Source organism: Mesorhizobium sp. M0514, assembly GCF_040321145.1.
GTDB lineage: Bacteria > Pseudomonadota > Alphaproteobacteria > Rhizobiales > Rhizobiaceae > Mesorhizobium.
Window position 1 is genome coordinate 62,697 of the sequence record NZ_JAMYQZ010000009.1, and the last position, 25,566, is coordinate 88,262.

Below are 25,566 nucleotides of genomic sequence, written 5' to 3' on the forward strand. Positions count from 1 at the left end.
ATGGGCTATTTAGGGGGTGTTTGGGCCCGTAGCATGATCGGATGGGCCGATTTCGTCCGGGAATTGCCGGTTTCGCACGCAAAGTTGACGAGAATGTTCATCTATCATGAAATCCCAGTCTGGAATTGTTCCAAGGTATAGGCCATATTCCGATCGGGCCAGTGTGGGCGAATCCGAAACTCCGGGTGAGAAAGCCGCACCAGCACAATCTAAAATCTGGTGCAGTTCCAGCGCGCCAGCACTCGGGTGAGGAATTAAATGCGGCTGACGCGCCAGACCAACTACGCCATGCGCATCCTGATGTATTGCGCCGCCAACAACGATCGCCTGAGCCGCATCCCCGAGATTGCGGCCGCCTATTCGGTGTCGGAGCTTTTCCTGTTCAAGATCCTGCAGCCGCTGGTCGAGCATGGCCTGGTCGAGACGGTGCGCGGCAGGAATGGCGGCGTGAGGATCGGCCGCCCCGCCGAGCAGATCAGCCTGTTCGACGTCGTACGGGTGACCGAAGAGAGCTTCGCCATGGCCGAGTGCTTCGAAAACGACGCCGCCGAATGCCCGCTGGTCGACAGCTGCCAGCTGAATTCGGCGCTGCGCGAGGCGCTCAACGCCTTCTTTGCCGTACTCTCCCGCTACACCATCGCCGATATGGTGGCGGCGCGCCCGAATGTGCGTCATTTGCTCGGCATCGACATGCTGGTCCAGCGAGCTCCGGCCGCCTGAGTTTTCTAGTGCATGTCGCTCAAAAGTGGCCCCGGTTTTGAGACAACGACATGCATAAAAACAAAGACCTAAAGCGCGTCGCCTGAGTCCGTTCAAACGCGACGCGCTTTTAGGCGGCTGACTGCGGCAAGACGAACGGCATGCTCGCCGCCGGCAACACACCGACCCTTAGCCGACAATCGAACACCTTTTCGATCAGATCGTCGCTCAGCACCTCCTGCGGTGAACCGTCGGCGGCGAGCCGGCCGCGATGCATCACGAAAATCCGGTCGGCATACATGGCCGTCAGATTGAGGTCGTGCAGGATGGCGATCACACCGCCGCCGCGCCGGGCGAAATCGCGGGCGATGTTCATGATGATCAGCTGGTGCTTGATATCGAGGCTGGAGACCGGCTCGTCGAGATAGAGATAGCGCGGCTTGCCGTCGAGCACCGGCGCCCAGACCTGGCACAGCACGCGCGCCAGTTGCACACGCTGTTGTTCGCCGCCCGAAAGCTCCTGATAGAAGCGGCCGGCAAAGCCGTCGAGGTCGACCCGCACCAGCGCCCGCTCGGGCAGACGATCATCTTCGCCCGGCAGAACGCCGGAACGGCCGCCGATAAGGCCGAGCCTGACCACTTCGTGCACGGTGAAGGGAAAGGACAGCGTCGCGGCCTGCGGCAGCACGGCACGCACAGTCGCGGCCTCCACCGGCTTCATCGCGGAGAGGTCGCGCCCGTTGACGGCCACTGTCCCCGCAAACGCCAGATCGCCCGACAACGCCTTCAAAAACGTCGTCTTGCCCGAGCCGTTGGGTCCGACGATTGCCGCAATTTCGCCCGGCCGCGCGACGAAATCGACATTGGCAACAATGCGCTTGCCGCCGATCGCCACCGAGACATCGCGTGCTTCGATCATGCCGCCTCACAAGTCGATTACGCCGCGCTTGCGCAGCAGGATCCAGAGGAAGAACGGCGCGCCGGCGATCGCCGTGACGATGCCGATTGGCAATTCGGCCGGCGCCACGATGACGCGGGCAACTGCGTCGGCAAGAAGCAGCATCGAGGCGCCGAGCAGCGCCGATGCGAGCAAAAGATAGCGATTGTCCGGACCGATCAGCAGCCGCAGCAGATGCGGCACGACGATGCCGACAAAACCGATGCCTCCGCTGACTGCGACAGAGGCGCCGACCGCTGCCGAGACGCCGACGATCGCGGTGTATTTCAGCCGCTGTACCGGGATGCCGAGATGTCCGGCCGTCGCCTCGCCGAGCGCCAGGGCGTTGAGGCCTTTGGCCAGGAACGGCATTGCCGCAAGCGCCAGGATGATGATCGGACCGACGGAAGCGATCTTCGGCCAGGTCGCGCCGCCCAGCGAGCCCAGTTGCCAGAAGGTCAGGTCGCGCAACTGCCGGTCGTCGGCCATGAAAATCAGGATACCGGTCAGCGCCATGGCAAGGGCTGCGAGCGCAATGCCGGCAAGCAGCATGGTAGCGACCGATGTGCGCCCCTGCCGCGTGGCGACGCGGTAGAGCACCAGCGTGACCGCAAGGCCGCCGCAGAAAGCGGCGAGCGGCAAGGCCAGCCCGCCGAGCGCCAGAGTGAGCGGCGCCAGCCACGTCGTGCCGAGCACGATGACGGCGACCGCGCCGAGGCTCGACCCGGCGGAAACGCCGATCAGGCCGGGATCGGCGAGCGGGTTGCGAAACAGGCCTTGCATGACCGCACCCGATACGGCCAGTGCCGCCCCGATGAGCACACCGAGCAGTACGCGCGGCATGCGGATATCGTAGACGATCAACCGGTCGCGGGCACCAAGCGCGGCGTCGTCCGGCGTGGCGCCGGTCAGCCAGTCACGAATGACACCAACGGCCGATGCATCGGAAGCGCCCGACCTCAGCGACAGGAACATCGAAAGGGCAAGCGCCACACACAGGAGCACAATAACCAGGCGAGCGCGCCCGGAACGATCGCCCTCGGCCACCTTGCCCGCCGCGCCGGCGATCGACTGATCCACCATCGGCTCAGTCCGTGACCTGGCTGCCATAGAGCGAGGCGGCCAGATCGTGGATGGCATCGGCCGTGCGCGGCCCGAAGCCGAGGAGATAGCTGCCATCCATCAGGGTCAGCTTGCGGCCTTCGCCCGCCGGCGTCGAGGTGATCGACGGGATGGCGAACAGCTCGGCCTCCGCAATCGGCGGGCCGGCATTCTTCATGGCCAGGATCACGTCCGGCCTGGCAGTGACGATGGCCTCGTCGGACATCTGCTTGTAGCCGGAAAAACCTTCGACCGCATTGACGGCACCGGCGAGCTTGATGATGCCGTCACCGGCGGTGTCGGTGCCGGCGGCCAGGATCTTGCCGCCCTGGATCGACAGCACGAACAGGATGCGCTTGCGCTGCTTGATCGACGCCGTCTGCTTCTCGGCCGCCTTCAGCTTGGCGTCGGTCTCAGCCACCAGCGTCTCGGCCTTGGCGTCGACGCCAAGCGCCTTGCCGACGATGCGGATCTTTTCCAGGATGCCGTCATGGCTGTAATGCTCGGGCACGTCGATGAACGGAACGCTCGACTTTTTCAGCACATCGACCGCTTCCTTCGGCCCACTGCCATGCAGCGCCAGAATGCCCGAAGGATTGACCGACAACACGCCTTCCGGCGACAGCTGGCGCATATAGCCGACGTCGGGCAGCGCGACCGCGGCGGCGGGGTAGCGGCTGGTCGAATCGCGGGCGACGAGATGACCTTCCTCGCCAAGCGCGTAGACGATCTCGGTGATCGAACCGCCGATCGCCACGATCCGCGACGTGTCGGCCAACACGGCCACGTTCTCGCTGGCCGGCACTGGGGCGGCAATAAACAGCGACAGGCCCATGGCCGCGGCAAGCGTCCTGAACAGTGAAATCATCGTCGTTTCCTCAGGCTGCGGTCGGGCTTGGAATGCGCGGCAGGTTCTCGGCAAGGAACCGCCAGTCGTCGCGCTCGCCCTCGCCTTCACGGCGCTTGCCGAAGAACTGGATGATCATCTTGCCGTCGGCGCCATAGGCTTCGAGCGAGGTGACATGACCGTCCTTGGTCGGTTTGCGCACCGCCCACACCTCCTGGATGTGGTCGGTGCGCAGATGCAAATGGAAGGTCTCGTCCATGACGTTGATCCACGGCCCCATCGGCTTGATCGACTTGACCGGGCCGGAATGGATCTGGATGCAGCCTCGGTTTCCGACAAAACACATGATCGGCATGCCGTCGGCGGCGGCATGGTGGAACATGGCGCCGATGGCGTCATTGTCGAGCAGCCAGGCATAGTCCTGGCCGACCATGCGCACGGCCTGGCGGCGGCTGAGCTTCAGCGCTTTCAACATGCCAAAGAACTGGTGGACGTCGGTCAGCCGGCTCCAGCGGTCGCGCAGATCATCGATGTCTGCGGCAATGCCCGACGTCTCCGCGTCGTCGTCGGCCAGGCCTGCGATAGACACGGTCGCCTCCTGGTTCGGCGATTCGAGTGCGGCCACGAGCTTCTGGTAGGCATAGAGATTGGACGCCGGCCGCAGATGCACCTTGTGCACCGCATCGCCGGCCGCGTCGAAGAATTGCAGGCTGCGGCGGATGTCGCCACCGTCGCGCTTTTCCACGGCAAAGCCATGCGCCCAGACCTTTGGAAAGATACGCAGGTCGATGTTTTCGCCCAGCACCATGGCATTGTGCGCGCCTGTGACAACCTTGTCGTAGACGCCGATCTTCTCGTGCACCGCGCTTTCGTTGCGGGTCAGCGCCATCACTTCGCCGACGGCGTCGAGGCCGGTCAGAAGATCGTTGACCCTGGGCTCGACGCGCACGACACCGTCGCCGCAATGCGCGGCCACCAGCTCGGCTTCGGAAATACCGAGCTCGGCGGCAAGATCGCGCTCGCGCGCTTTCGGATTGTCTGCCCGCGCCCGCCGGATTTCATGCGGGGCGGGTTTTGCGCGCTGGTCCATGTCCTGCTTACCTGTCTGCCGTGTTTGGTCGTTTCGTCACTTGTTGAGGATGAGCTTGCCCTGGCGGGTGATCTTCAGCCGATAGAGCGCGCCATGGTGCTCGATGCCGATCTCGTGCTCGCCCTGGAACAGCGTGTTGGAGGACAGCGTCCGCACCGCCAGCGGCACCCGGTCGAAGCGGGTCGGCGTCTCCTCGGAACGGCGGACGCGGTAACGGAAGTCGTTGGGATTGTGGGTGTTCATCTCTTTCGATCCCTTTCCTGTGCCGGGCAACTGGCTAGGCGTTGCAAATGCCGATTCATTTCTTGACTTGAATCATCATGTTTATTAGTCAGTGCAATACCGGACTAAATGAGTCAATATTTAAGACGCCGGACGGAATGAAAAAAGCCAGCGAGCGCCAAGCCAGCCAGCGTCGAACCTGGAATTTGGAGTTGGGGCATGGGCTTGGGAAATTCTGGACGACTGGGTCTGGCGAGCACCGGTCCGGTGCATCGGTGTATGGCAAAGGTGGCCTTGCTTGCGGGGGCAGCGACGATCGCGCTGCTGACATCGCCGGTCAGCGCTCAGCAGGCCGCTCAGCCGGCCGCTGACCAGGCCGACCAGACCAGGAAAACCGAGGACACCAAGCCGGCGCCCGCCGGCGCGACCCTGCTGGACAAGATCCTCGTCATCAGCCGCACCGGCGAGACGGCAATCGAATCGCTGGCCTCGGCCTGCCATGTTGACCAGGAACAGCTCGACCGCCGCATGGCGACGACGCCGAACGAAATGCTGCTCGGTGTGCCTGGTGTCGCCGTGCAGGCCGATGCGCGACGCGTCAGCTCCAGCATCAACATCCGCGGCCTGCAGGATTTCGGTCGCGTCGCGGTCATCGTCGACGGTGCCAGGCAGAATTTCCAGCGCTCAGACCACGGCACGCAGTCGACCTTCTATGTCGATCCCGAGCTCATCAAATCCGTTGACGTCATTCGCGGACCGACCGCCAACACCTACGGCTCCGGCGCCATTGGCGGCGTCGTCTTCTTCGACACCAAGGATGCGGTGGATTTCCTCAGACCGGGCGAAACCTGGGCCGGCTCCGTCACCGGGCGCTATGAAAGCAACGGCAAGGGCTGGACCGCCAGCGCCAGCGGCGCCTACAAATTCAACGACGATTTGGATGTGCTGGGCAACATCGTCTACCGCGACTACGGCGACTACAAGAATGGCAGCGGCGACACCGTCGCCGGTACCGGTTTCGACGTGCTGAGCGGCCTGCTCAAGACCACAATCCGCCCGAGCGAGAACAGCGAATTGAAGCTCGGCTGGGTCGGCTCGAGCGACGGCTGGACGGAAACCAGCGGCGGCGTGCCGGCCAACGACGTCGACCTGAAGTCGAACACCTTCACCGCCCGCTACAACATCACTGACGACGCCAGGAGCTGGCTCGATCTCCACATCAACGCCTCCTACAACAAGACCAATCTCGACCTCGCCACGCTGGTCCCGCAGAACCGCTTCGATCCGTCGACCGGCCTTCCCGTGCTGCTGCCCGTCGGTTCGACCTCGACCTTCGACGTTGGCACGGCCGGCGTCGACATCTGGAACACGTCGCGCTTCGAAACAGCCGGTGTTGCGCACGAATTGACCTATGGCGGCGACTGGGTGGGTGACGATGTCGAGACCGGCGGCACCGCCGGCGGCGACAGCTTCTACACCCCATCGGGCAAGCGTAGTGTTTCGGGCGCCTACATCCAGGACAAGCTCACCTGGGACTGGCTCGAGGTCATTGCCGGGCTGCGTTACGACAATTACAGCCTGGAGGATTCCGACAATGGAACGTCAGGTGATCGTCTGTCGCCGCGCATCACCGTTGGTGTCACGCCCTTCGAAAGCGCCAGCCTGGCGGGCCTGCAGTTCTATGGCACCTACGCCGAAGGCTATCGCTCACCCTCGCTGACCGAAACGCTGATCAGCGGCAACCATCCGGCAGGCGTCACCTTCCCGTTCCTGCCCAACCCAAACCTGCGGCCTGAAACCGGCAAGACCACCGAGTTCGGCGTCAACTACAAGCTGAACGACCTTATCGAGGCCGGCGACGCGTTCCGGCTCAAGGCCGCCTACTTCCACAACGATGTCGACGACTACATCGAAGGCGTCACACTGTCGGCATTCGACCCGACCAGCGGCTGCCCGTTCGGCCCCGGCATTCCGATCTGCTTCCAGTACCAGAACGTCGCCCAGGCCAAGATAAACGGCTTCGAACTGGAAAGCGTCTACGATGCCGCCTGGGGTTATGCCGGGCTCTCCGCCTCGATCACCAACGGCCACACCATCTCCGATGAAGGTGAGCGCGCCGACCTTGCCACCATCCCGTCCTCGCAGGTCACCGGGCAGCTCGGCTTCCGCTTCCTTCAGGACAAGCTGACCGTCGGCGGCGAGGTGCAGTACAACGGCAAGCCGAAGGGCAACCCCGTAGCCAAGGATTATACTCTGGTCAACGCCTTCGCCAGTTACCAGGCCACCGACAATCTGAAGGTGGACTTCCGCGCCGACAATTTGTTCGACGTCAAATACACCAACCCGCTGAACGGCGGCACCACCGCCGTCATCTATGAACCCGGCATCACGCTGAAGCTGGCCGCAACCATGCGCTTTGGAGGCTGACACCCATGACAAGTTTGACGGCATCGCTTCGGCTCCTGACCTCGACGCTGGCGATGTCGCTTGGCTTGATGCCGGCATGGGCTCAGTCCGCGCCGGCTCCGCAACTCAGCCTCGAGCTCAATGCCGCGCAGCCCTCCGAAAAGGGTTGCCGCCTGACCTTCGTCGTCAACAATGCGCTCGGCGCCGATCTTTCCAAGGCGGCATTCGAAATCGCGCTGTTCAACGAGGCCGGCATTGTCGACCGCCTGAGCGTGCTCGACTTCAAGGACCTGCCGGCCGGCAAGACCAAGGTGATCCGCTTCGACCTCGCCGGCACCGACTGCACCAAACTCAGCCGCGTGCTGATCAACAGCGCCACCGAATGCGCCGGCGTCGAACCGGGCGCCTGCATGCGCGGCCTGAAGACGCAGACCAAGACCGGTATCGCATTCGGCGTCTGAGGTGGGCCTGCATCCCGCCTTCCTGCACGACAATGCGACACGACCCGTCGCAGCTCCGCCGTCATGGCCGGCAACCGATCTTGATTTGACAATCCCGCCGCGCTCGCGGCAGGTCTCGCCGCGAACCATGCAGGACATCACCCCCCTCCCCGACGCCGGCAACGAACCGGCGATAACGATGGACGAGCTCGCACAGCCGGCAGCCGCGGACCGCAAATGGACTGTGGCGATCGTCGCGTCCTGCCTGCTCCATGCCGCTGCCGCAGCGGCGTTCTTCATCGGACCCGCAGGGCCATTCGATTCCAGTAACGCGATACAATCCGAAGGCACCGACCAATCGGGCGCCGAGGTGGTCGGCAGCGCCTTGGACAGCCAGGCTCCCGACGCGGTCGATGTTACCGTGGTAACCGATCCGCAGCCGGCCAAGCCCGAGGCCGTTCGACCCGTGCCGCCGACCGAGGCGCCTCAACCGGTAAAGGAGCCGGCGGCGCCCAAGCCTGCGCCGGAAGCCGCCGAACAGGCGACCGCCGCGCCAGATACACTGACGGCCGCCATCCCGAATGATCAAACTGTCGCCCCAAGCGCTGAGACGTCGACTCCGCCAGGGGTTCAAACGCAAAGTTCAGAGGCACCGCCCGCCGACGAGCCCGCCGTTGATTTGCCTGCTGCCAAACCACCAGTCCCGAGCCCGCGGCCGACCCCTCCAGCCGGATCTGGAGATACCCGCGGTGCGGCAGATGGCGAAGAACGCGACGCACCGGCGGTTGCCAGCAAGGGTAAAAACCAGGACGCGGCTGGCAATGCGATGGAATCTCGTTACGGCGGTGAAATTCAAAAGAAGCTTGTCCGCGCCAACCGCCACGTTTCGAAGGCGGTTCAAGCCAAGGCTCGCAACAATGCCAGGGTCTATTTCGTCGTCATGGCCGACGGCAGCGTCAGCGACTTGCAGCTTGTCGAAAGTTCAGGGTCTGCCGAGCTAGACCAATTCGCTTTGAAACTGGTGCGCCAGCAAGCCCCGTTCCCGCCCATTCCACCTGAGACCGGATTATCAAGTTGGGTGTTCAGGGCGCGGATCGGTCCGTTTTAACCAGCTCGTAGACCTTCGCCAAATCGTCCATCAATTCAAGAGGAAGCCCAATGTACATCGCCATGAACCGCTTCAAGGTCCAGAACGGCTCGGAGACCGCCTTCGAGGATGTCTGGAAGAACCGCGATTCGAGCCTCTCGGAGATGAAAGGCTTCAGGGAATTCCACTTGCTGCGCGGCCCGGTCAACGAGGCCGAGGGTTACACGCTGTTTGCCTCGCACACGGTGTGGGCAAGCCATGAGGATTTCGCCGCCTGGACCAAATCCGAGAATTTTCGCGCCGCCCATCGCAACACCGGCACCTCGAAGGTGCATTATCTCGGCCATCCGCAGTTCGAAGGCTTTTCGGTCGTCGAAGGGGCCTGATTGAGATTTCACCCGTCGACGAGATCTGACGACGGGCAGATGCCGTCAGGTTCCGGTTGAATTCCGGCCGCCCAGTCGCCGAAGCCACTGGGCAATGTGCAGGCGCAGCCGCCGCCAGGGCTGTCCGCGTGTCAGGTAGCGCGCCAACCGCGGATCACCGGCCAGCTCCGGGAACTGGCGCACATGCTGCGTCAGGAATGCAGGTATGAAATTGCGCCCGTTGAGATCGCTGAGCCAGGCAGAATTCGCCAGCAAATAGTCTGCGGCATCCGCCGCCAACACGCTCCTGTAGCTCCTGTATGCAGGCGTTTGCCGCACATTGCCGCCGGCAAAGGCAGTTCCGGTGGACAGGTTGGAGCCATGCAGGCGATAGAGGCCGAGACCTTCTGACAGGATGAGGCTGCCGCCGGCCTGGTGCGCGAGTGTCGCCGTCAGATAATCCGTCCCGACCTTGGCCTTGAACGGGAAGGACAATACCGGTTCCAGCGCGCCACGCCGGTACATGATCGCCGAGCATTGCGACCACAGCCAGCCCGTCACCGCAGGTGCGAAATAGGTTACCGGATGCTCCGATGCGTAGGCGATCCCAGGCGCCATGCCGGCAAGCCGGCCACCGGGCGCGATGGCGACGCCGCTGCGATCCGCTCCGGAGCGCGGTTTGCGCAAGGCAAGGAAGGTGCCGCCCAGCAACGTGCCGTCGCCATCGACAAGGAACACATCGGAACTCGAGAGAGCGGCCGAATGCGTCGTGTTGAGATGGGCGGACAGATGCGCGAGGAGAAAATCTGGCAGCCACACGTCATCGGCGTCGAGAAACGCGACGAAGGGCGCGTCGGTTGCGGCAAAGCCGTCGCGGAATCCCGCGGTCTGGCCGCCATTCTCCGTGCGCGCCAACAGGCGCAGGCGCGGATCGTCTATATCCCTTAGAAGCTGTCGGACATGGTCGGCCGAGCCGTCCGTCGAGGCATCGTCGACGATGACGCATTCCCAATTCCGGTAGGTCTGCGCAAGCACCGAGCGGATCGCCTGTTCGACGTACGGCCGATAGTTGAAGCAGGTGATGACCACCGCCACGCGCGGCAGCTCAAACGGTCCGGACGTGTCTTCCATCTGTTCAGCTGCCCGCTCGAGTTGCTCTCTGTCCCTTGCGCATACCCTTGCAACCCGACGCAGGCAAGCGAGCCGCGAAAAGCCCCCTAGGCCGCCGCGAGCAGGCTGGCATTGCCGCCGGCAGCCGTGGTGTCGACGCAGACAGCGCGTTCATGCGCATAGGCCGCCGGGTTGAGCACCTCGCTGACCAGCGGCACGATCGGCCCGCTGCGGTCGGCAATGACCTTGCGCACGATACGGGCCGCCTCGGGCCTGCCCGAGAAGGCGACGACATCGACGCGCAGCGAACGCGCTTCGACTGGGTCTGGCCGACCGTCTATGGCCGCCAGCGGCAACCCCTTGCCGGTCAGCGCCGACAGTGCTGCCGGCGCGCCCGGCGCCACGGCCAGCACCGCATTGCCGGCGGCCAGCGCCTGGATCGTCTGGGCAAGCAGCGTTTCGGCGTCCGGACCGAGGCACAGCACCCGGCCGCGCGGCGACAGCGACAGCGTGTTGGCCTCGCCGGTCGGTCCGGGCAGGTCGACCTGGCCGAAATCGATGGCGGCTGCAGCGCCGATCGCTGCAGCGCCCTTGCCGCGCAGATGCTTTCTCAAGATGGCGATGCGGTCCGGCCGTGTCGACCAGCCGCCAAGCGTCGGATCGGGCAGATTGTCGGCCAATTCGGTCGCCGTCACCTTGTGGCCCTCGGCAATCTCCGTGCCCGCCTCCGGCCCCTTGCGGAACCGCCGGAGATAATGCGGCCCGCCGGCCTTCGGCCCGGTGCCCGAAAGCCCCTCGCCGCCAAAGGGCTGCGAGCCGACGACGGCGCCGATCTGGTTGCGGTTGACATAGATGTTGCCGGCATGGATGCGGTCGACGAAATGCTGGACGCGGCCTTCGATGCGGGTGTGCAGGCCGAAGGTCAGGCCATAGCCCTTGCGGTTGATGGCGGCGATGACGGCGTCGATCCCGTCGGCGTCGAAGCTGGCGACATGCAGCACCGGACCGAACACTTCGCGCTCCATCTCCTCGATGCCCTTGACCCGGAACACATGCGGCGCAACGAAGCGGCCGTCCTTCGGTGCTTCGAGCTTGGCAATCAACCGGCCCTGCAGCCCCATCTTGGTGCAATACTCGCTGATCGATTCCTGCGCCTCGTCATCGATGACCGGCCCGACATCGGTCGAAATCTGCCAGGGATCGCCGATGGTGAGCGCTTCCATGGCGCCCTTCAGCATCTCCAGCATCTTCTTCTCGACATCCTTTTGCACGTAGAGCACGCGAAGCGCCGAACAGCGCTGGCCTGCACTCTGGAAAGCCGATGCCAGTATGTCGCGCACCGCCTGTTCGGGCAGTGCGGTGGAATCGACGATCATGGCGTTGAGACCGCCGGTCTCGGCGATCAGCATGGCGTCCGGCGCGGCCGTCTCGGCCAGTTGCTTCTCGATCAGCTTTGCAACCTCGGTCGAGCCGGTGAAGCAGACGCCGGCAATGCGCGGATCCGCAGTTAGCGGTCCGCCGACCGCCGGACCGTCGCCCGGCAGAAGCTGGATGACATCTTCCGGAACGCCGGCCTCGCGCAGCAGCTCGACGGCGCGGAAGGCGATCAGCGGCGTCTGTTCGGCTGGCTTGGCGATGACCGAATTGCCGGTGACGAGCGCTGCCGCGATCTGGCCGGTGAAGATGGCGAGCGGGAAATTCCACGGCGAAATGCACACGATCGCGCCGCGCGCCTCGCTGCCCGCTTCGTTGTTGGCCGCTTCGGCAGCGTAGTAGCGCAGGAAGTCGACGGCTTCGCGCACTTCAGCCACGCCGTCGGCCAGCGACTTGCCGGCTTCCCTTGTAGCCAGCGCGAAAAACTCGACCGCATTGGCCTCATAGAGGTCGGCGGCGCGGTTGAGGATGGCGGCGCGCTCAGCGACGGGGCGTTTTGCCCAGGCCGGCTGCGCCTCCACCGCGAAGCGCACCGCGGTCGCTACCTGCTTGGCAGCGGCTTCAGCGACCGTGCCGACGATCTCGGCAGGCTTTGCCGGATTGACCACCGGGCGCTGCTTGCCGTAGCCGGCGGCGCGCGTGATCGGCTTGGCATGCCAGCGCTCGTGCCCGGCAAAGGCCGCCTTGGCCTTGTCGATCGCCGCCAGCGTCACCGGGTCGGTGATGTCGAATCCCTTCGAATTGCGCCGCCCAGTGCCGAAGATCGTCGCCGGACGAGCGATTGCCGGATTGGCGGCGGAGCCCTGGCTCTCGACCGTCTCGAGCGGATCGCGCGCAATATCCTCCGGCTCGACATCCTCATCGGTGAGCTGATGAACGAAGGAGGAGTTGGCGCCATTCTCCAGCAGACGTCGCACCAGATAAGCCAAGAGGTCGGAGTGCGCGCCGACCGGCGCATAGATGCGGCACCGCGTGCCTTCGGCCTGGCGCACCGTCTCATGCAGCGCCTCGCCCATGCCGTGCAGGCGCTGGAATTCGAAAGCGTCACGGTTGTCAGCCATCGACAGGACGGCAGCGACTGTATGGGCGTTGTGCGTGGCGAATTGCGGATAGATGCGGTCGGTCATCGACAGCAACTTTTTGGCGCAGGCCATGTAGGAAACATCGGTGTTGGCCTTGCGGGTGAAGACGGGGTAGCCGGAAAGCCCGAGCGTCTGTGCCCGCTTGATCTCGGTGTCCCAATAGGCGCCCTTGACCAGCCGCACCATGATGTTGCGGTCGTACTTTTCCGCCAGCGCATAGAGCCAGTCGATGGTGAAGGCCGCGCGCGGGCCGTAGGCCTGGACGACGACGCCAAAGCCATTCCAGCCGGCAAGCTCCGGCTCGGACAACACACGCTCGATCACATCGAGCGACAGGTCGAGCCGGTCGGCCTCCTCGGCGTCGATGTTGAGGCCCATGCGCGAATGGCGTGCGGCCAGCGCCAGCGACAGCAGCCGCTCGGCCATCACCGGCAGCATCTTTTCCTTCTGTGCCTCTTCGTAGCGCGGATGCAGCGCCGACAGTTTGACCGAGATGCCGTGGTTCTGGCGGATATCGGGACCGTTGGAGCCCGAATCCAGCGAGGAGATCGCGTCGGCATAGGCCTTGAGGTAGCGCAGCGCATCGGCCTCGGTGCGGGCGGCCTCGCCCAGCATGTCGAAGGAATAGAGATAACCTTTCTGGATCATCGACTTGCCGCGCTTGACGGCTTCCGCAATGGTGCGGCCGAGCACGAACTGCTCGCCCATTTCGCGCATGGCGGCGGCGACCGCTTTGCGGATCACCGGTTCGCCCAGCCGGCGAACCATCGAGCGCAGCGTGCCTTCGATACCGCCCTCGCCCTCATCGAGCACACGGCCGGTCAGCATCAGCGCCCAGGTCGAGGCGTTGACGAAGATCGAGCTCGAACCGCCCGAATGCGCCGACCAGTCATGCGGTGCGATCTTGTCGGCGATCAGGTCGTCCATGGTCTCGGTGTCAGGCACGCGCAGCAGTGCCTCGGCCAGGCACATCAGCGCCACGCCTTCCTTGGTGGAGAGGCCGTAGGCCGAGAGAAAAACCTCCATCAGCCGCGGGTCGGACGAGCCGCGCACCGCGCGCACCAGATCCGCGGCACGGGCCGAGACGGCTTTGCGGTCATCGGCCGAAAGTTCTGTCGCCGCAGCTAGCCGCTTCACAGCCGCGTCTTCGTCGGGCAGGTAGTTGGCGCGGATCTGCTGGCGGATGGTGTCGAGCGGCATGGCGGTCCCTGCGGAGCAAGCATCTGGGAGCGGGCCGGCGGTCGCCGGACCGAATGGCGCAAGCTAGCACAGAGCCGCATTTTCGGCCGGTCCAAAGAAATCGACATGGCAGGCCGAGCGGTCTATCATGCGGCTAAATTGTTATCAGATGGACTGTGATATCCGTGACAGGAGACCAATTGGACCGCATCGACAGAAACATCCTGTCGGCGCTGGCGCGCGACGGGCGGCTGTCCATGTCGGAACTGGCCGGCAAGGTCGGCCTGTCGAAGACGCCGGTGCAGGCGCGGGTGAAGCGCCTGGAGAAGGACGGCTATATCAGGGGCTATCAGGCGATCATCGACCGCGAGCGCATGGGCGAAGGTCATGTCGCCTTCGTCCAGGTCAAATTGTCGGACACACGCTCGGCCGCGCTCGATGCTTTCAATCGCGCGGTGCAGGCCGTGCCGGAGATCGAGCAGTGCCACATGATGGCGTCGAGCTTCGATTATCTTCTGAAGGTCCGCACCACGGACATCGCCGCCTATCGCCGTGTCCTCGGCGAGCGCATCTCGGCATTGCCGCATGTTGCGCAGACTTCAACCTTCGTGGCCATGGAGACGGTGAAGGATCGCTGACTCTTCAGTCCGACAGCGTCTTCAAAAACGCCACCAGCGCCGCGCGTTCGCGATCCGACAGTTGCAACGGGTGCACTTCGGAGGTGCCTTCAACGGCCGCCTCCGCCTTCGCGTAGTGCGCCACCACCTCCTCCAGCGAGGAAAACTGTCCGGCATGCATATAGGGCGGCCGCGTTGCCGCGCCCCGCAACGACGGCGTCTTGTAGGCGCGCATCAGTTCGGGTGCTGCCTTGACGATGAAGCGCAGCTCGCCGCAGGCGCCGGCGTCGCCATCGCGGAAGGCGCCGAAGCAGTTGAATGGGTCGGCCTGAACCTGGGCCACCGCATCGAAACGGCCGCGATCCAATGGCAAATCCCTGACCGGCGGCACGCCGGTGTTGTGGAAAGCGTTGTCGGTGAAGCGCGGGCCGTTATGGCAGGTGACGCAATTGGCCTTGCCGATGAACAGTTTCAGCCCGAGCATCTCCTCCGGCGAAAAGGCATCGTCGGCTTTCGGCTTGGCGCCTGACGCAAGATCGATGGCAAAGCGGTCAAAGCGCGTCTGTGCCGGTTCGACCGACCGTTCGAAGGCGGCGATCGCCTTGCCGATGTTGGAAAAGACGCGGTTGACGTCGTCCATTTGGGCCGCGGTCATTGCCTTCCATGCCGCCTGCTCGGCCTCATTGCCGAGCGGGCTGGCGTTGGCCGGCACGGCGGAAAGATCTGGCAGTGGCCCGAAGATGCGCTCATAGCGCTCGCCGAACCGCTTCTGGATGTAATGCGCGAAGGCGGCGCGGTTCCCCGCCTGCTCAAGCGGGTTTTCCAGCGGCGTCAGCGCCTGCGCCCACAGGCTGTCGCGCCGTCCATCCCAGAAGAACCACGGATTGCGGGCGATGCCGGCCAGCGGCATCGAGCGCCTGTTGGTGCGGCCGACACCGACGGATTGCGGCAGGTCATCCTGGAACTGCCAGTCGATCTTGTGGCAGGTCGAGCAGGATACGTTACCGTCGCGGCTCATCCCCTGATCGAAGAACAGAGTGGAGCCCAGGGCGGCGGCGGCCGGCACGTCGGCGAAGCGGTTGGTCGTGTCGGGTTTGAGCGCCGGCAAGGTGTTCAGCGCCAGCGAAGCGATGGTCTTCTTCTCGGCATCGGAAAAATCCGGTTTGCCGCAGCCGGCAACGAGCACGACCGCCGCCAATGCCAGAAGGCGCAACAGGCCGTTCATCCGCTCACAGCACCACGTTGAAGACGACCGTGTCGGAACCGGCCGCCGCCGAAATGGCGAAGCGCAACTGCCACACGCCGCTCATGGTGAATTTCAGCCCCTCGATCCTGTAGCGCCCCTCGCCAAGATAATCGGTCGCCTGCGGACTGGTCGGCAAGCCGTGATTGTGCTGCGGCATGCCACCGGACACCGAGATCGCCGCACCTTCCACGGAATCGCCGTTGACCGTCTTCAGGGTCAGCAACCAGGATTGCAGTTCGCCTTGCCGGATAACGCCGCGTTCCGGCTGAATGCTGGCGACAAACAAGCCGTTCGCCGTCTTCTTCGAGCGCGAAATATCCGGGCCCGGCGCCGACTGCGGCGCGGTCAGATAGACGATCGCCAATATGCCAGCCAGCGAGGCGGCCAGTCCAACGCCCGCAAGAAGATAACGCCATATCGATGCCAAACCGGTTCCTCTTCTGGGCATAACGTCTCGGGAAGCAATTCGCGTCCCCGCTTCTGTGGGAAAACGCTTCTGGCGCAAAAAACCGCCGCCGCCAAGCATGGCGCTGCCGGCCGCAAAAAGCTACAGCAGCGAACTGATCCGGAGACAGATACATGGCAGCAGACGGCGTCGCTTCGATCGGTGAATGCATGCTCGAACTGTCCGGCCAGGCCGGGCCGAAATGGCGCATGGGCTTTGCCGGCGACACGTTCAACACGCTGTGGGCGCTGCATGCGCTGAGCGGCGAGCGGCCGGCGACCTACGTCTCCGCCTTCGGCGACGATCCCTTCTCGCAGGGCCAGATTTCGTTCTTCGCCGAAAACGGCATCGACATCGGCGCCAGCCCGGTCATCCCAGGCGCGCGGCCCGGCCTCTACGCCATCACCTTGACCGGCGCCGAACGCGCCTTCACCTATTGGCGCAGCGACGCGGCGGCCAGGCGGCTTGCCTCGGACCCGGCCGCCTTGGCAAAAAGCCTTGAAAACCGGGCGCTTGTGTATTTTTCCGGAATCACCTTGGCAATTCTGGATGCCAGCGCGCGCAAGACGTTGCTGGCAGAAGTGGCCAAAGCGCGCGCTGCCGGTTCGCTCGTCGCCTTCGACCCCAACTACCGGCCGCGCCTGTGGCAGAGCCGCGAGGAGGCGCAAGCCGCGATCCTCGACGCGCTTGCCGTCGCCGACATCGCGCTGCCGACCTTTCCCGACGAGCAGATGCTGTTTGGCGACTCGGCACCGCAAGCGACCGCCGAGCGGTTCGGAAAACTGGTCGGCGAAGTCGTCGTCAAGAATGGCGAGGAACCCGCGCTGATCGCCACTGGCGGAGCCCTGCAGCCGGTTCCGGCCCAGCATGTCGCCACCCCGGTCGACACCACCGGCGCCGGCGATTCCTTCAATGGCAGCTATCTCGCCGCCCGGCTTGCCGGCCATGCCCCGGCGGATGCCGTGCAGCGCGCGCATCGCGTCGCCGCCGCTGTCGTGCAGGTGCGAGGCGCGCTGGCGCCGTTCGAGGTTCTAAGAATCGCTTTCGAGGGCTAAGGCCTTAGGGAAGCCTGAAACGATATTCCGTCACCTGATGATAGATCTGTCCCGGCCATAGGGTGGCCTGTGGGAAATAGGGCCGGTTCGGCGCGTCGGGCCAGGTCTGCGCTTCCAGGCAAAAGCCGGAAAACGCCTTGTAGCGCCGTCCGTCCAGGCCGCCCGAGGTCGGCGCGACATACTGGCCGGTATAAAGCTGCAGGCCGGGCTCTGTGGTCCAGACTTCCATCTCGACGCCGGAATTGGCGCCTTGCGCCCACGCCACCTGGTGAAGCGGGCCCCGGGCTGACGCCAGGCAGAAATTGACGTCGTAGGGAAGCTGCTCGCCTTCCGTTTCCATGCGCAGCAGCCGCGCCTGGCGGAAGTCGAAGGGCGTGCCGTCGACAGGTTTGACCACGCCGGTCGGGATCATCTCGCCATCGACCGGCGTATAGGCGCCGGCATTCAGCATCAGCCGGTGGTCGAGAATGTCACCGGCGCCGCCATCGTCGAGATTGAAATAGGAATGCTGCGCCAGATTGCACAGCGTCGGCTCCTCGCAGGTGGCGGTCAGCTCCATCGAGAGCGTGCCGGGAATCTTCAGCCGGTAGGTGCAGGTGACGTCGAGCGCGCCGGGAAAGCCCATCGTGCCCTCGGGATCGTGCAGGGTCAGGGTGACAAAATCCCGGCCGTGCAGCGAAACCGTCCACGGCCGATGGAAGAAGCCCTCCGAGCCGCCATGCAGCGTGTGCTTGCCGAGGAAATTGCGCTCAGTCTGGTAGCGCTGGCCGGCAATGGTGAAGCGGCCGTCGCGGATGCGGTTGGCATAGCGGCCGACGACCGCGCCGAAGAAGGCCCGGTCGGTCTCGTAAGGTTCGAAGCGGTCGTAGCCCAGCACCAGCGGCGCGTCGTGACCGGCGAGCCGCAGATCCTGGATGATTGCGCCGAGCCCGATGATGTTGGCGCTGACGCCGCCGCCCCGGATGGTGAAACGGCGAACGGGTTCGCCTGCCTGCGTCGTGCCGAAGACTTCGCCGTCCTTCATCGCTATGTCCAAATGCTAATTCGTCGATCTATCGACTTAGAGCAATTCCAGGAAAAGTGTGAAACGGTTTTCCGTCCGGAATTGCAAAAAACAAAGAACTGGAGCGGTTCGGCGTTTCCGTGAAACGCTGAACCGCTCCAGTCCGGCTGAATGTCGTCTGGCAAGGGCCGGCCCGGGCCTGCCCTGCCCGTCAATGATTTAGAGGCCGAGACCCCCGATGCAGACATATTTGGTGTCGAGGTAATCCTCGATGCCCTGGTGTCCGCCTTCCTTGCCGAGGCCCGATTCCTTGACGCCGCCGAACGGCGCTTCCGGCGTGGTGATCAGGCCTTCATTGACGCCGACCATGCCGTATTTCAGGCCTTCCATGACCCGGAAGGCGCGGCCGAGGTCGCCGGTGTAGAAATAGGCGGCAAGGCCGAACTCGGTGTCGTTGGCAAGCGCAATGGCTTCCTCTTCGGTCTCGAACTTGAATACCGGGGCGATCGGGCCAAAAATCTCTTCCTTCATGAAGCGCATGTCAGGCTTCGCATCGGCGATGACGGTCGGCTGGAAGAATGAGCCGCCAAGCGCGTGGCGCTTGCCGCCGGCAACGACCTTGCCACCCTTCGACGTGGCGTCGGCGATGAATTCCTCGACCTTCTCGACCGCCTTCGCGTCGATAAGCGGTCCCTGCTGCACGCCCTCTTCCAGGCCCGAGCCAACTTTCAGCGCATTGCTCGCGGTAGCCAGCTTCTCGACAAACTTGTCGTAGATGCCGGCCTGCACCAGGAAGCGGTTGGTGCACACGCAGGTCTGGCCGGAATTGCGGTATTTGGCGGTGATGGCGCCGGCGACGGCGCGATCGAGGTCGGCATCGTCGAAGACCAGGAACGGCGCATTGCCGCCGAGTTCCATCGAGACCTTCTTGACGGTGACGGACGACTTCTGGATCAGCAGCTTGCCGATCTCGGTCGAGCCGGTGAAGGTGATCTTCGACACCAGCGGATTGGCGCAGATCTCGTCGCCGATTTCGCCGGCAGCACCCGTCAGGATGTTGATGACGCCCTTTGGGAAGCCGACCTCCTCGGCGAGCGCGCCCCATGCAAGGCCGGAATACGGCGTCTGCGAGGCCGGCTTGACCACGGCGGTGCAGCCGGCGGCAAGCGCGGGACCAAGCTTGCGGGCAAGCATCGAGGAGGGGAAATTCCACGGCGTGATGGCGGCAATGACGCCGACCGGCTCCTTGGTCACCAGGATGCGGCGATCGCCCCATGGTGATGGCACGACATCGCCATAGGTGCGGCGGCCTTCCTCGGCAAACCACATGATGTAGGCGGCAGCCGAACCGATCTCGCCCTTGGATTCGGCGAGCGACTTGCCCTGCTCGATGGTGAGCAGTTCGGCCAGCACATCCTGATTGTCCATCATCGCGTCATGCAGCTTGCGCAACAGCTTCGAGCGCTCCAGCGCGGTCGTCTTGCGCCAGGTCTTGAAGGCTTCGCTTGCGGCTTCGATGGCGCGGCGGGTTTCCGCCTTGCCCGACTTCGGCACGGTGCCGATCTTGAGACCGGTGGCCGGGTTGTTGACGTCGACCGTCTGGCCGCTGTCGGCCTGCACCCATTCGCCATTGATGAGATTGGCCTGGCGCATGAAATGGCTGGTTTTCTGCAGCATGGTCTAGCCTCCGTTCGGCGCACTGACGGGCCGGTCTGTGGATGTCTTCGATGAGCGCGCGCAATGGCCTGGATGCCCGACACGCTGAGCCACTGCTCTTTACCTAGGGCAAGCTCGGCAAGCAATTGCAAGATGGCATATAGGCTTTGGGCCAGCCAAACGCCAGAGAAAATTCACATGTAAATTAGTTTGGGCCCCAGCCTTGCCAAAGACCAGCCTTGCCAAAGACAGCCTTACAAAAGACCAAGCCTACCCAAAGACATGAACCACCACCGTCAGCCAAAAGGCGGTTGTAACAACCGCGCTTGCCGTGGCGATGGTCATCTGGTTCGACGCCAGCGCCTGGCCGGTGTTGAACTGCACGGCGATGAGATAGGAATTGATGCCGGACGGCAGCGCCGCCACCACGACCGCCACTTTGGCCGTCAAGGGCGGCAGGCCAAACAGCCAGACCAGGCCGAGCACCAGCGCCGGCATCAGGAACAGTTTCAGCGTCGACAGCGCCAGCGCCGGTCGGATGTTACCGGAAATGCCGAAACGGCGCAGACTGAGCCCCATGGCGAACAGCGCCACCGGCCCGGCGGTGTTAGCCAGCGCATCGGCCAGTCGCATGGCAAGGTTCGGCAGCGGCGCGCCGGTGAGGCGCCATGCCAGCCCGGCCAGGATGCCGATGATCAACGGATTGGTGAACAGTCTTCTCAGAAAGCTCTGGATGATGCGCAGCGGGTGTACGGGCTCGCTGCCGCCGCGGCCAAATATCTCGAACATGATGATCGAAGCCATCATCATGGTCGGCAGATGCACGGAAACGAGCAGCGACAGCACTTCGAATCCGCTGGACCCGAATACGCCGAGAACGAAGGGAATGCCCAGCAACACCACATTCGAGAAGGATGACGACACTCCACCGACGATGCCGGTGCCCGCGTCCCGCCCAAAGATCCGTGTCGTCACCAGATGGCCGGCGGCCCATGTCATTGCAACCGCCGCGAAATAAGCACCCCACAGCGACCAGGGCGCCACGCCGTGGAAATCGGAATTCACCATCGTCCGAAACAGCAGCAGCGGCATCGCGACGTTGATGGCGAATTCGGAGATGCCGTCCCCGCTGGCCGGTTTCAGATAGCCGGTGAGCCCCGTGACATAGCCGAGCGCGACGAGGCTGAAGACGAAAAGAACGGTTTCGGTGAGCGGAGACATTTTTCAGGGATAGGCGAGCCCGGATTCCAGCGCAATCGCCATGATCTTCAGAAACCGCTCCTCGATCCGCCCGGCGCCTGAATTTGATCATGGTCGGGTGGCAGCGCTATACAGGCTTGGGATCATCAGGGCGGACACACAGAGAATGGTTGCGACGCCGAAACAGCGTCATTTCAGACAGGCGTGGCTGACGGCTTTCGTCGCCGGGCTGTTTTGCCTTGCCGCGACGGTGCTTGCGGTTGCGGAGACCAAGAGCCTCAAGGGCGTGGCGCTGATCATCGGCCAGTCGAAATACGAACACATCGCAGCCCTTGCCAACCCGGCCAACGACGCCCGCGACATGGCCAAGATGCTGACCGATCTCGGCTTCGACGCCCGCAACGTCACCGATCGCGATGCCGCCAAGCTGAAGCGCGATCTCGATCGGTTTGTCGAGGATGCCGACGGCGCCGACGTCGCCTTCATCTATTATTCCGGTCACGGCATCGAGGCGGGCGGCGAGAACTATCTGGTGCCGGTCGACGCCGACGTCTCGTCGCTGAAAAATGCCGGTGAGGCGCTGGTGCCGATTTCAGCCGTCATGGACGAGCTGAAAAAGACCGTGCCGGTGACGATCGTGCTGCTTGACGCCTGCCGCACCAACCCGTTTCCGCCGGACGCGGTCGTGCGACGCGGGCCGACGGCTTCCGCCGAGCCTGTCGGCGCCGGCGGGCTGGAACCGGTGCGCGGCGCAAAAGCCCTCGCCGATGCCTCATTGGATGATGCCAGCCTGGGAACTGTGGTCGGCTTCGCCGCCGAGCCGGGCCGACCCGCACTTGATGGCGCCGCCGGCGAAAACAGCCCCTACGCCGCCGCCCTGCTGCGCCACCTCACCGCGATGAAAGGCACGGAATTCGGCTCGGTCATGCGCATGGTCACCGAGGAGGTCTATCTCGACACCAAGGCAAAGCAGCGCCCCTGGGTCAGCGAGAGTCTGCGTCGCCTGCTCTATTTCGGCGTCGCGCCGCCGGAACCGACCGGCGACGACGGGCTGATCACCGGTGAGCGGCGGCAATTGCTGCTGACCATTTCCGACCTGCCCGATCCCAAACGGGCTCAGGTGGAGTTGGCTTCTCTGCAGGACGGCGTGCCCCTTGACGCGCTCTACGGCGTGCTCAAGGCGCTCGGCACGGAAAAGATCCCTGAGGATCCCAACGACCTGCAGAAGGTGCTGGACAGCCAGGCCGAGCGTCTGAAGAAGATGATGGCCGAGCGCGCCGCATTACGCACCGACGATCCCGAGATCAGTCGCCTGGTCGCATCCGCCGACAAGGCCATAGGCCAGGGCGCCATGGTGACGGCGCGCAAATTCCTCGACGACGCGGTCGGCCGGATCGAGGAAAACAGCGGTGCGGTCGACGAGGCCGAGGACCTGCTCCGGCAAAAGCGCATCGCCGACGCCGCCATCTATGCCAAACGCGCCGACGCCGCCGCGCTGGTCTTCGACTACAAATCCGCCGCCAACGACTATGCCAAGGCGTATTCGTTGGTCGAGAAGTGGGACGAAAAGCTGCGCTGGAACTACAAGAACCAGGAGGCCGAGGCGCTGAACGCTCATGGCTACGCCACCGGCGACCTCGATGCGCTGCAGCACTCCATCGAGGCCTATCGCACCATCTTGAACTTCATCCCCAACGGCGAACAGAATCGCGACTGGGCAATCACCCGCAACAACATGGCGGTGGTGCTGCAGACCATTGGAGAGCGCGAAACCGAGACTGCGCATCTCGAAGAAGCAGCGGTGATTTTCCGCGATTCGCTGGTGGTGTTCGAGCGCGAGAAGGACGACCGCAACTGGGCCGCGGCGCAGAACAACCTGGCCAACGTGCTTCTGAAGATCGGCGAACGCGAGAGCGACCCGAAGCGTCTCAATGAAGCGGTGGCGGCGACGCGCGCCACCCTTGAGAAGCGTCCGCGCGACAAGCTGCCGTTGGACTGGGCCGGTTCGCAGAACAATCTAGGCCTCGCGCTCTATGCACTCTCCGAGCGTGAGCCTGCCGGCGAGCATCTCACCCAGGCGGAAGCAGCCTACCGGCTGGCGCTTGAGGAATACACACGCGAGAAAGCACCAGTGGAATGGGCGATGGTCGAGAACAATCTCGGCAACACGCTTGTAACGCTTGGCATCCAGCTCAACGACAAGGCGAAGATCAACGAGGCGGCCGACGCGTTTCGCGCCGCGCTGGAAGTGCGAACCCGCGAAACTTTCCCGGTGTCCTGGGCGACCAGCCGCCTCAACCTGGGCAATGCGCTGAGCGGTATCGCCCGCTTCGATATGGGCACGGCTACGCTCGAAGAAGCTGCAGCTGCCTATAACGACGCTCTGACGGTGTTTACCCGCAAGCGCTTCCCGATGGACTGGGCGTCAGCCCAGAACAATCTTGGATCGATCTATCAGACCCTTGGTCAGCGCACCCGTGGTGCGGCCAAGCTGGAACAGTCGGCGGCAGCCTTCCAGGCGGCACGGCAGGTCTATGTCAGGCGGAAGTTCCCGCAGGACTGGGCGATGAGCTACTACAATCTCGGCAACACGCTGCAGCTTCTCGGCGGCGTCACCGACAAGCCCGAGCATTACAGCGAGGCGGTCGACGCCTACGGCAATGCGTTGCGCGAGTACAAGCGCGAGACCAACCCGCGGCAATGGGCAATGGCCCAGGCCGGCCTGGGCTCGACGCTGCACTGGTTGAGCATGAGCAATGGCGATGCCAAGACGCTGCAGGATTCGATTGCGGCGCGGCGGGCAGCGCTCGAAATACTCACCATCGAGGCCGCGCCGGTCGACTGGGCCAACGCTCAAAATGGCATCGGTATGAGCCTGCTCAATCTCGGCAATCTCCAGCGGACCGACAAATATCTCAACGACGCCGAAGCGGCGTTCACGGCGGCGCTGAAGGTGTTTACGCGCGAAAGTCAGCCGCTGCAGTGGGCCTTCGAGCAGAACAATATCGGCGACGTCCACTGGAACCGCGCCAGCTATGGCGCGGGCAAGCCGGAATATCTCAAGGCGATCGAATTCTTCGAGAACGCCAAGCAGGGCTTCACCGAAGCCGGCTACACGATCCCTATCCCGCTCACCGATCAGAAGATCGAGCTGGCGAAGAAGCAAATGGCGAAAATGTGAAGCGAACCGAGGGTTCGCCTTTCGCTTGTCTTTGTGCCGGCTTTCCGATCCCTATATCAGAATGACCGGAGCGGCATCCGGCTCCCGGAAAGGTTTCGATGATTCGATTTGTGCTGTCGCTGTTCCTGCTTGCTGTTCCCGCCGTCGCCCACGCGACCGACGCCGGCTGGGCGCTGCTGCGTGACGGCGGCCATGTCGTGCTGCTTCGCCACGCACTGGTCACCGGCACCACCGACCCCGCCAATTTCGTCATCGACAACTGCGCCACCCAGGTCAACCTATCGGCGCGCGGCAAGCAGCAGGCGAGCAAGATCGGCGCCTTGTTCGGCGCCCGTGCCGCCCCCATCGAGCGGGTGCTGTCCAGCCGCTACTGCCGCTGCCTTGACACCGCCCGCATCGCCTTCGAGGCGGAGCCGGAGCTTTTTGCGCCGCTCGACCTCCTGAGGAGCGATCCGACCGAGAAGGCCGCGCAGCTCGACGCGGTGATGAAGGAAATCCGCGCCTACACCGGTTCCGACAATCTGGTCATGGTCACGCATCTCGAAAACATCGTCGCGCTGACCGGCGTCTCGCCGCGCGAGGGCGAAGCGGTGGTGGTCGAGCCGCAGGGCGATGGCTTGCGCGTGCTCGGCCGCGTCACGTTCTGAGAAAGCCAGTGGTCAAGCTCCGTGAAAACTGAGCTGACGTAACGTCAACTGGGAGGGCCGTCGGCTTGTCGGGCGGCCCTTCTTGTCTTTATGGGAAGGCCATCCCATCTGCGCCCGGCGCATCAGGCCTTTTCCTGCCGGGAAAAACCGATTAGACAGCGCCCAAACCAGATGCGGACAGATTCCGCCCGCAACCGAAGGAAGAGCCCTTGTCCACCACGTTCGACAAAGTCGCCAAGATCATTGCCGACACCAGCGAGATCGACATCGATACCATCACTCCCGAGAGCCACACGATCGACGATCTCGGCATCGACAGTCTCGATTTCCTCGATATCGTCTTTGCCATCGACAAGGAATTCGGCATCAAGGTGCCGCTGGAAAAGTGGACCCAGGAAGTCAATGACGGCAAGGCTTCGACCGACGATTACTTCGTCATGAAGAACCTGTGCGCCAAGATCGACGCGCTGGTCGCCGCCAAGACCGCCTGATATCGGCTGGCGCGCGGCCTTGACGG

At 63.9% G+C, this 25,566-nt stretch carries 22 protein-coding genes; 10 read left to right on the plus strand and 12 right to left on the minus strand.

Translation table 11 applies throughout. From position 1 onward, the window contains the following. The first annotated feature begins 258 nt into the window (after positions 1-258). Positions 259-720, plus strand: a complete 462-nt coding sequence (gene rirA / locus NKI61_RS06365) for an iron-responsive transcriptional regulator RirA (protein WP_023672640.1) — start codon at positions 259-261, stop codon at positions 718-720. Positions 721-829: 109 nt separating this feature from the next. Here the strand turns inward: rirA and NKI61_RS06370 are convergent, their stop codons facing one another. Genes NKI61_RS06370 through hemP form a run of 5 tightly spaced genes read right to left on the minus strand, consistent with a single transcriptional unit; the run spans position 830 to position 4,917 of the window. Beyond that, positions 830-1,618 carry a heme ABC transporter ATP-binding protein gene (locus NKI61_RS06370; protein WP_023681728.1) on the minus strand — a complete coding sequence of 263 codons (789 nt, stop codon included), beginning with the start codon at positions 1,616-1,618 and terminating at the stop codon, positions 830-832. 6 nt (positions 1,619-1,624) lie between these two features. After that, a complete protein-coding gene (locus tag NKI61_RS06375) occupies positions 1,625-2,719 on the minus strand; it encodes a FecCD family ABC transporter permease (protein ID WP_286461669.1) in 1,095 nt (364 codons plus the stop codon). Between the two features lie 4 nt (positions 2,720-2,723). Beyond that, positions 2,724-3,605: a heme/hemin ABC transporter substrate-binding protein gene (locus NKI61_RS06380; protein WP_031194752.1), complete on the minus strand. Its 882-nt coding sequence runs from the start codon at positions 3,603-3,605 to the stop codon at positions 2,724-2,726. Between the two features lie 10 nt (positions 3,606-3,615). Further along, the gene (locus NKI61_RS06385) at positions 3,616-4,674 is read right to left on the minus strand and encodes a hemin-degrading factor (RefSeq protein ID WP_352839041.1); all 1,059 of its coding nucleotides are present in this window, start codon (positions 4,672-4,674) and stop codon (positions 3,616-3,618) included. Between the two features lie 36 nt (positions 4,675-4,710). Next, entirely contained in the window at positions 4,711-4,917 is a 207-nt protein-coding gene (hemP, locus tag NKI61_RS06390; protein ID WP_023673860.1) for a hemin uptake protein HemP, read from the minus strand. A gap of 258 nt (positions 4,918-5,175) precedes the next feature. On the opposite strand from hemP, the gene NKI61_RS06395 reads away from it, so the two are divergent. From NKI61_RS06395 to hmuQ, 4 genes are all read left to right on the plus strand, one after another. Further along, positions 5,176-7,323, plus strand: a complete 2,148-nt coding sequence (locus tag NKI61_RS06395; protein ID WP_352839042.1) for a TonB-dependent hemoglobin/transferrin/lactoferrin family receptor — start codon at positions 5,176-5,178, stop codon at positions 7,321-7,323. A 5-nt stretch (positions 7,324-7,328) separates the two neighbouring features. Next, positions 7,329-7,763 carry a hypothetical protein gene (locus tag NKI61_RS06400; protein ID WP_023710743.1) on the plus strand — a complete coding sequence of 145 codons (435 nt, stop codon included), beginning with the start codon at positions 7,329-7,331 and terminating at the stop codon, positions 7,761-7,763. Positions 7,764-7,890: 127 nt separating this feature from the next. Further along, positions 7,891-8,850 (plus strand): energy transducer TonB family protein, encoded by a 960-nt coding sequence (locus tag NKI61_RS06405; protein ID WP_023741548.1) that lies wholly within the window; start codon positions 7,891-7,893, stop codon positions 8,848-8,850. A gap of 50 nt (positions 8,851-8,900) precedes the next feature. Continuing rightward, entirely contained in the window at positions 8,901-9,215 is a 315-nt protein-coding gene (gene hmuQ / locus NKI61_RS06410; RefSeq protein ID WP_023741549.1) for a heme-degrading protein HmuQ, read from the plus strand. 45 nt (positions 9,216-9,260) lie between these two features. On the opposite strand, the gene NKI61_RS06415 is transcribed toward hmuQ, so the two are convergent. Then, positions 9,261-10,325 (minus strand): glycosyltransferase, encoded by a 1,065-nt coding sequence (locus tag NKI61_RS06415; RefSeq protein ID WP_023741550.1) that lies wholly within the window; start codon positions 10,323-10,325, stop codon positions 9,261-9,263. Positions 10,326-10,411: 86 nt separating this feature from the next. Further along, positions 10,412-14,020 (minus strand): bifunctional proline dehydrogenase/L-glutamate gamma-semialdehyde dehydrogenase PutA, encoded by a 3,609-nt coding sequence (putA, locus tag NKI61_RS06420; protein WP_352839043.1) that lies wholly within the window; start codon positions 14,018-14,020, stop codon positions 10,412-10,414. A 164-nt stretch (positions 14,021-14,184) separates the two neighbouring features. Here putA and NKI61_RS06425 point away from each other — a divergent pair, with 164 nt between their 5' ends. Continuing rightward, entirely contained in the window at positions 14,185-14,637 is a 453-nt protein-coding gene (locus NKI61_RS06425; RefSeq protein WP_023688158.1) for an Lrp/AsnC family transcriptional regulator, read from the plus strand. A 4-nt stretch (positions 14,638-14,641) separates the two neighbouring features. Here the strand turns inward: NKI61_RS06425 and NKI61_RS06430 are convergent, their stop codons facing one another. Next, the gene (locus NKI61_RS06430; RefSeq protein WP_352839044.1) at positions 14,642-15,841 is read right to left on the minus strand and encodes a cytochrome-c peroxidase; all 1,200 of its coding nucleotides are present in this window, start codon (positions 15,839-15,841) and stop codon (positions 14,642-14,644) included. Positions 15,842-15,845: 4 nt separating this feature from the next. Then, on the minus strand, positions 15,846-16,289 hold the full coding sequence (locus NKI61_RS06435; RefSeq protein WP_023741553.1) for a FixH family protein: 444 nt from the start codon (positions 16,287-16,289) through the stop codon (positions 15,846-15,848). 152 nt (positions 16,290-16,441) lie between these two features. On the opposite strand from NKI61_RS06435, the gene NKI61_RS06440 reads away from it, so the two are divergent. Then, a complete protein-coding gene (locus tag NKI61_RS06440; RefSeq protein WP_352839045.1) occupies positions 16,442-17,362 on the plus strand; it encodes a sugar kinase in 921 nt (306 codons plus the stop codon). Between the two features lie 4 nt (positions 17,363-17,366). On the opposite strand, the gene NKI61_RS06445 is transcribed toward NKI61_RS06440, so the two are convergent. The 3 genes from NKI61_RS06445 to NKI61_RS06455 all read right to left on the minus strand — a co-directional run bounded on the left by NKI61_RS06445 (position 17,367) and on the right by NKI61_RS06455 (position 21,242). After that, complete coding sequence (locus NKI61_RS06445) at positions 17,367-18,392, minus strand: aldose epimerase family protein (protein WP_023741555.1); 1,026 nt, start codon at positions 18,390-18,392, stop codon at positions 17,367-17,369. A gap of 192 nt (positions 18,393-18,584) precedes the next feature. Then, complete coding sequence (locus NKI61_RS06450; RefSeq protein ID WP_023741556.1) at positions 18,585-20,042, minus strand: NAD-dependent succinate-semialdehyde dehydrogenase; 1,458 nt, start codon at positions 20,040-20,042, stop codon at positions 18,585-18,587. A gap of 249 nt (positions 20,043-20,291) precedes the next feature. Continuing rightward, a complete protein-coding gene (locus tag NKI61_RS06455) occupies positions 20,292-21,242 on the minus strand; it encodes an AEC family transporter (protein ID WP_352839046.1) in 951 nt (316 codons plus the stop codon). A gap of 145 nt (positions 21,243-21,387) precedes the next feature. Here NKI61_RS06455 and NKI61_RS06460 point away from each other — a divergent pair, with 145 nt between their 5' ends. From NKI61_RS06460 to NKI61_RS06470, 3 genes are all read left to right on the plus strand, one after another. Next, positions 21,388-24,402, plus strand: coding sequence for a caspase family protein (locus NKI61_RS06460; protein ID WP_023741557.1), 3,015 nt, complete (start codon positions 21,388-21,390; stop codon positions 24,400-24,402). A gap of 98 nt (positions 24,403-24,500) precedes the next feature. Next, positions 24,501-25,049, plus strand: a complete 549-nt coding sequence (locus NKI61_RS06465) for a histidine phosphatase family protein (protein ID WP_023670442.1) — start codon at positions 24,501-24,503, stop codon at positions 25,047-25,049. A 209-nt stretch (positions 25,050-25,258) separates the two neighbouring features. Beyond that, positions 25,259-25,540 carry an acyl carrier protein gene (locus NKI61_RS06470; RefSeq protein ID WP_010909964.1) on the plus strand — a complete coding sequence of 94 codons (282 nt, stop codon included), beginning with the start codon at positions 25,259-25,261 and terminating at the stop codon, positions 25,538-25,540. The last annotated feature ends 26 nt before the right edge of the window (positions 25,541-25,566 follow it).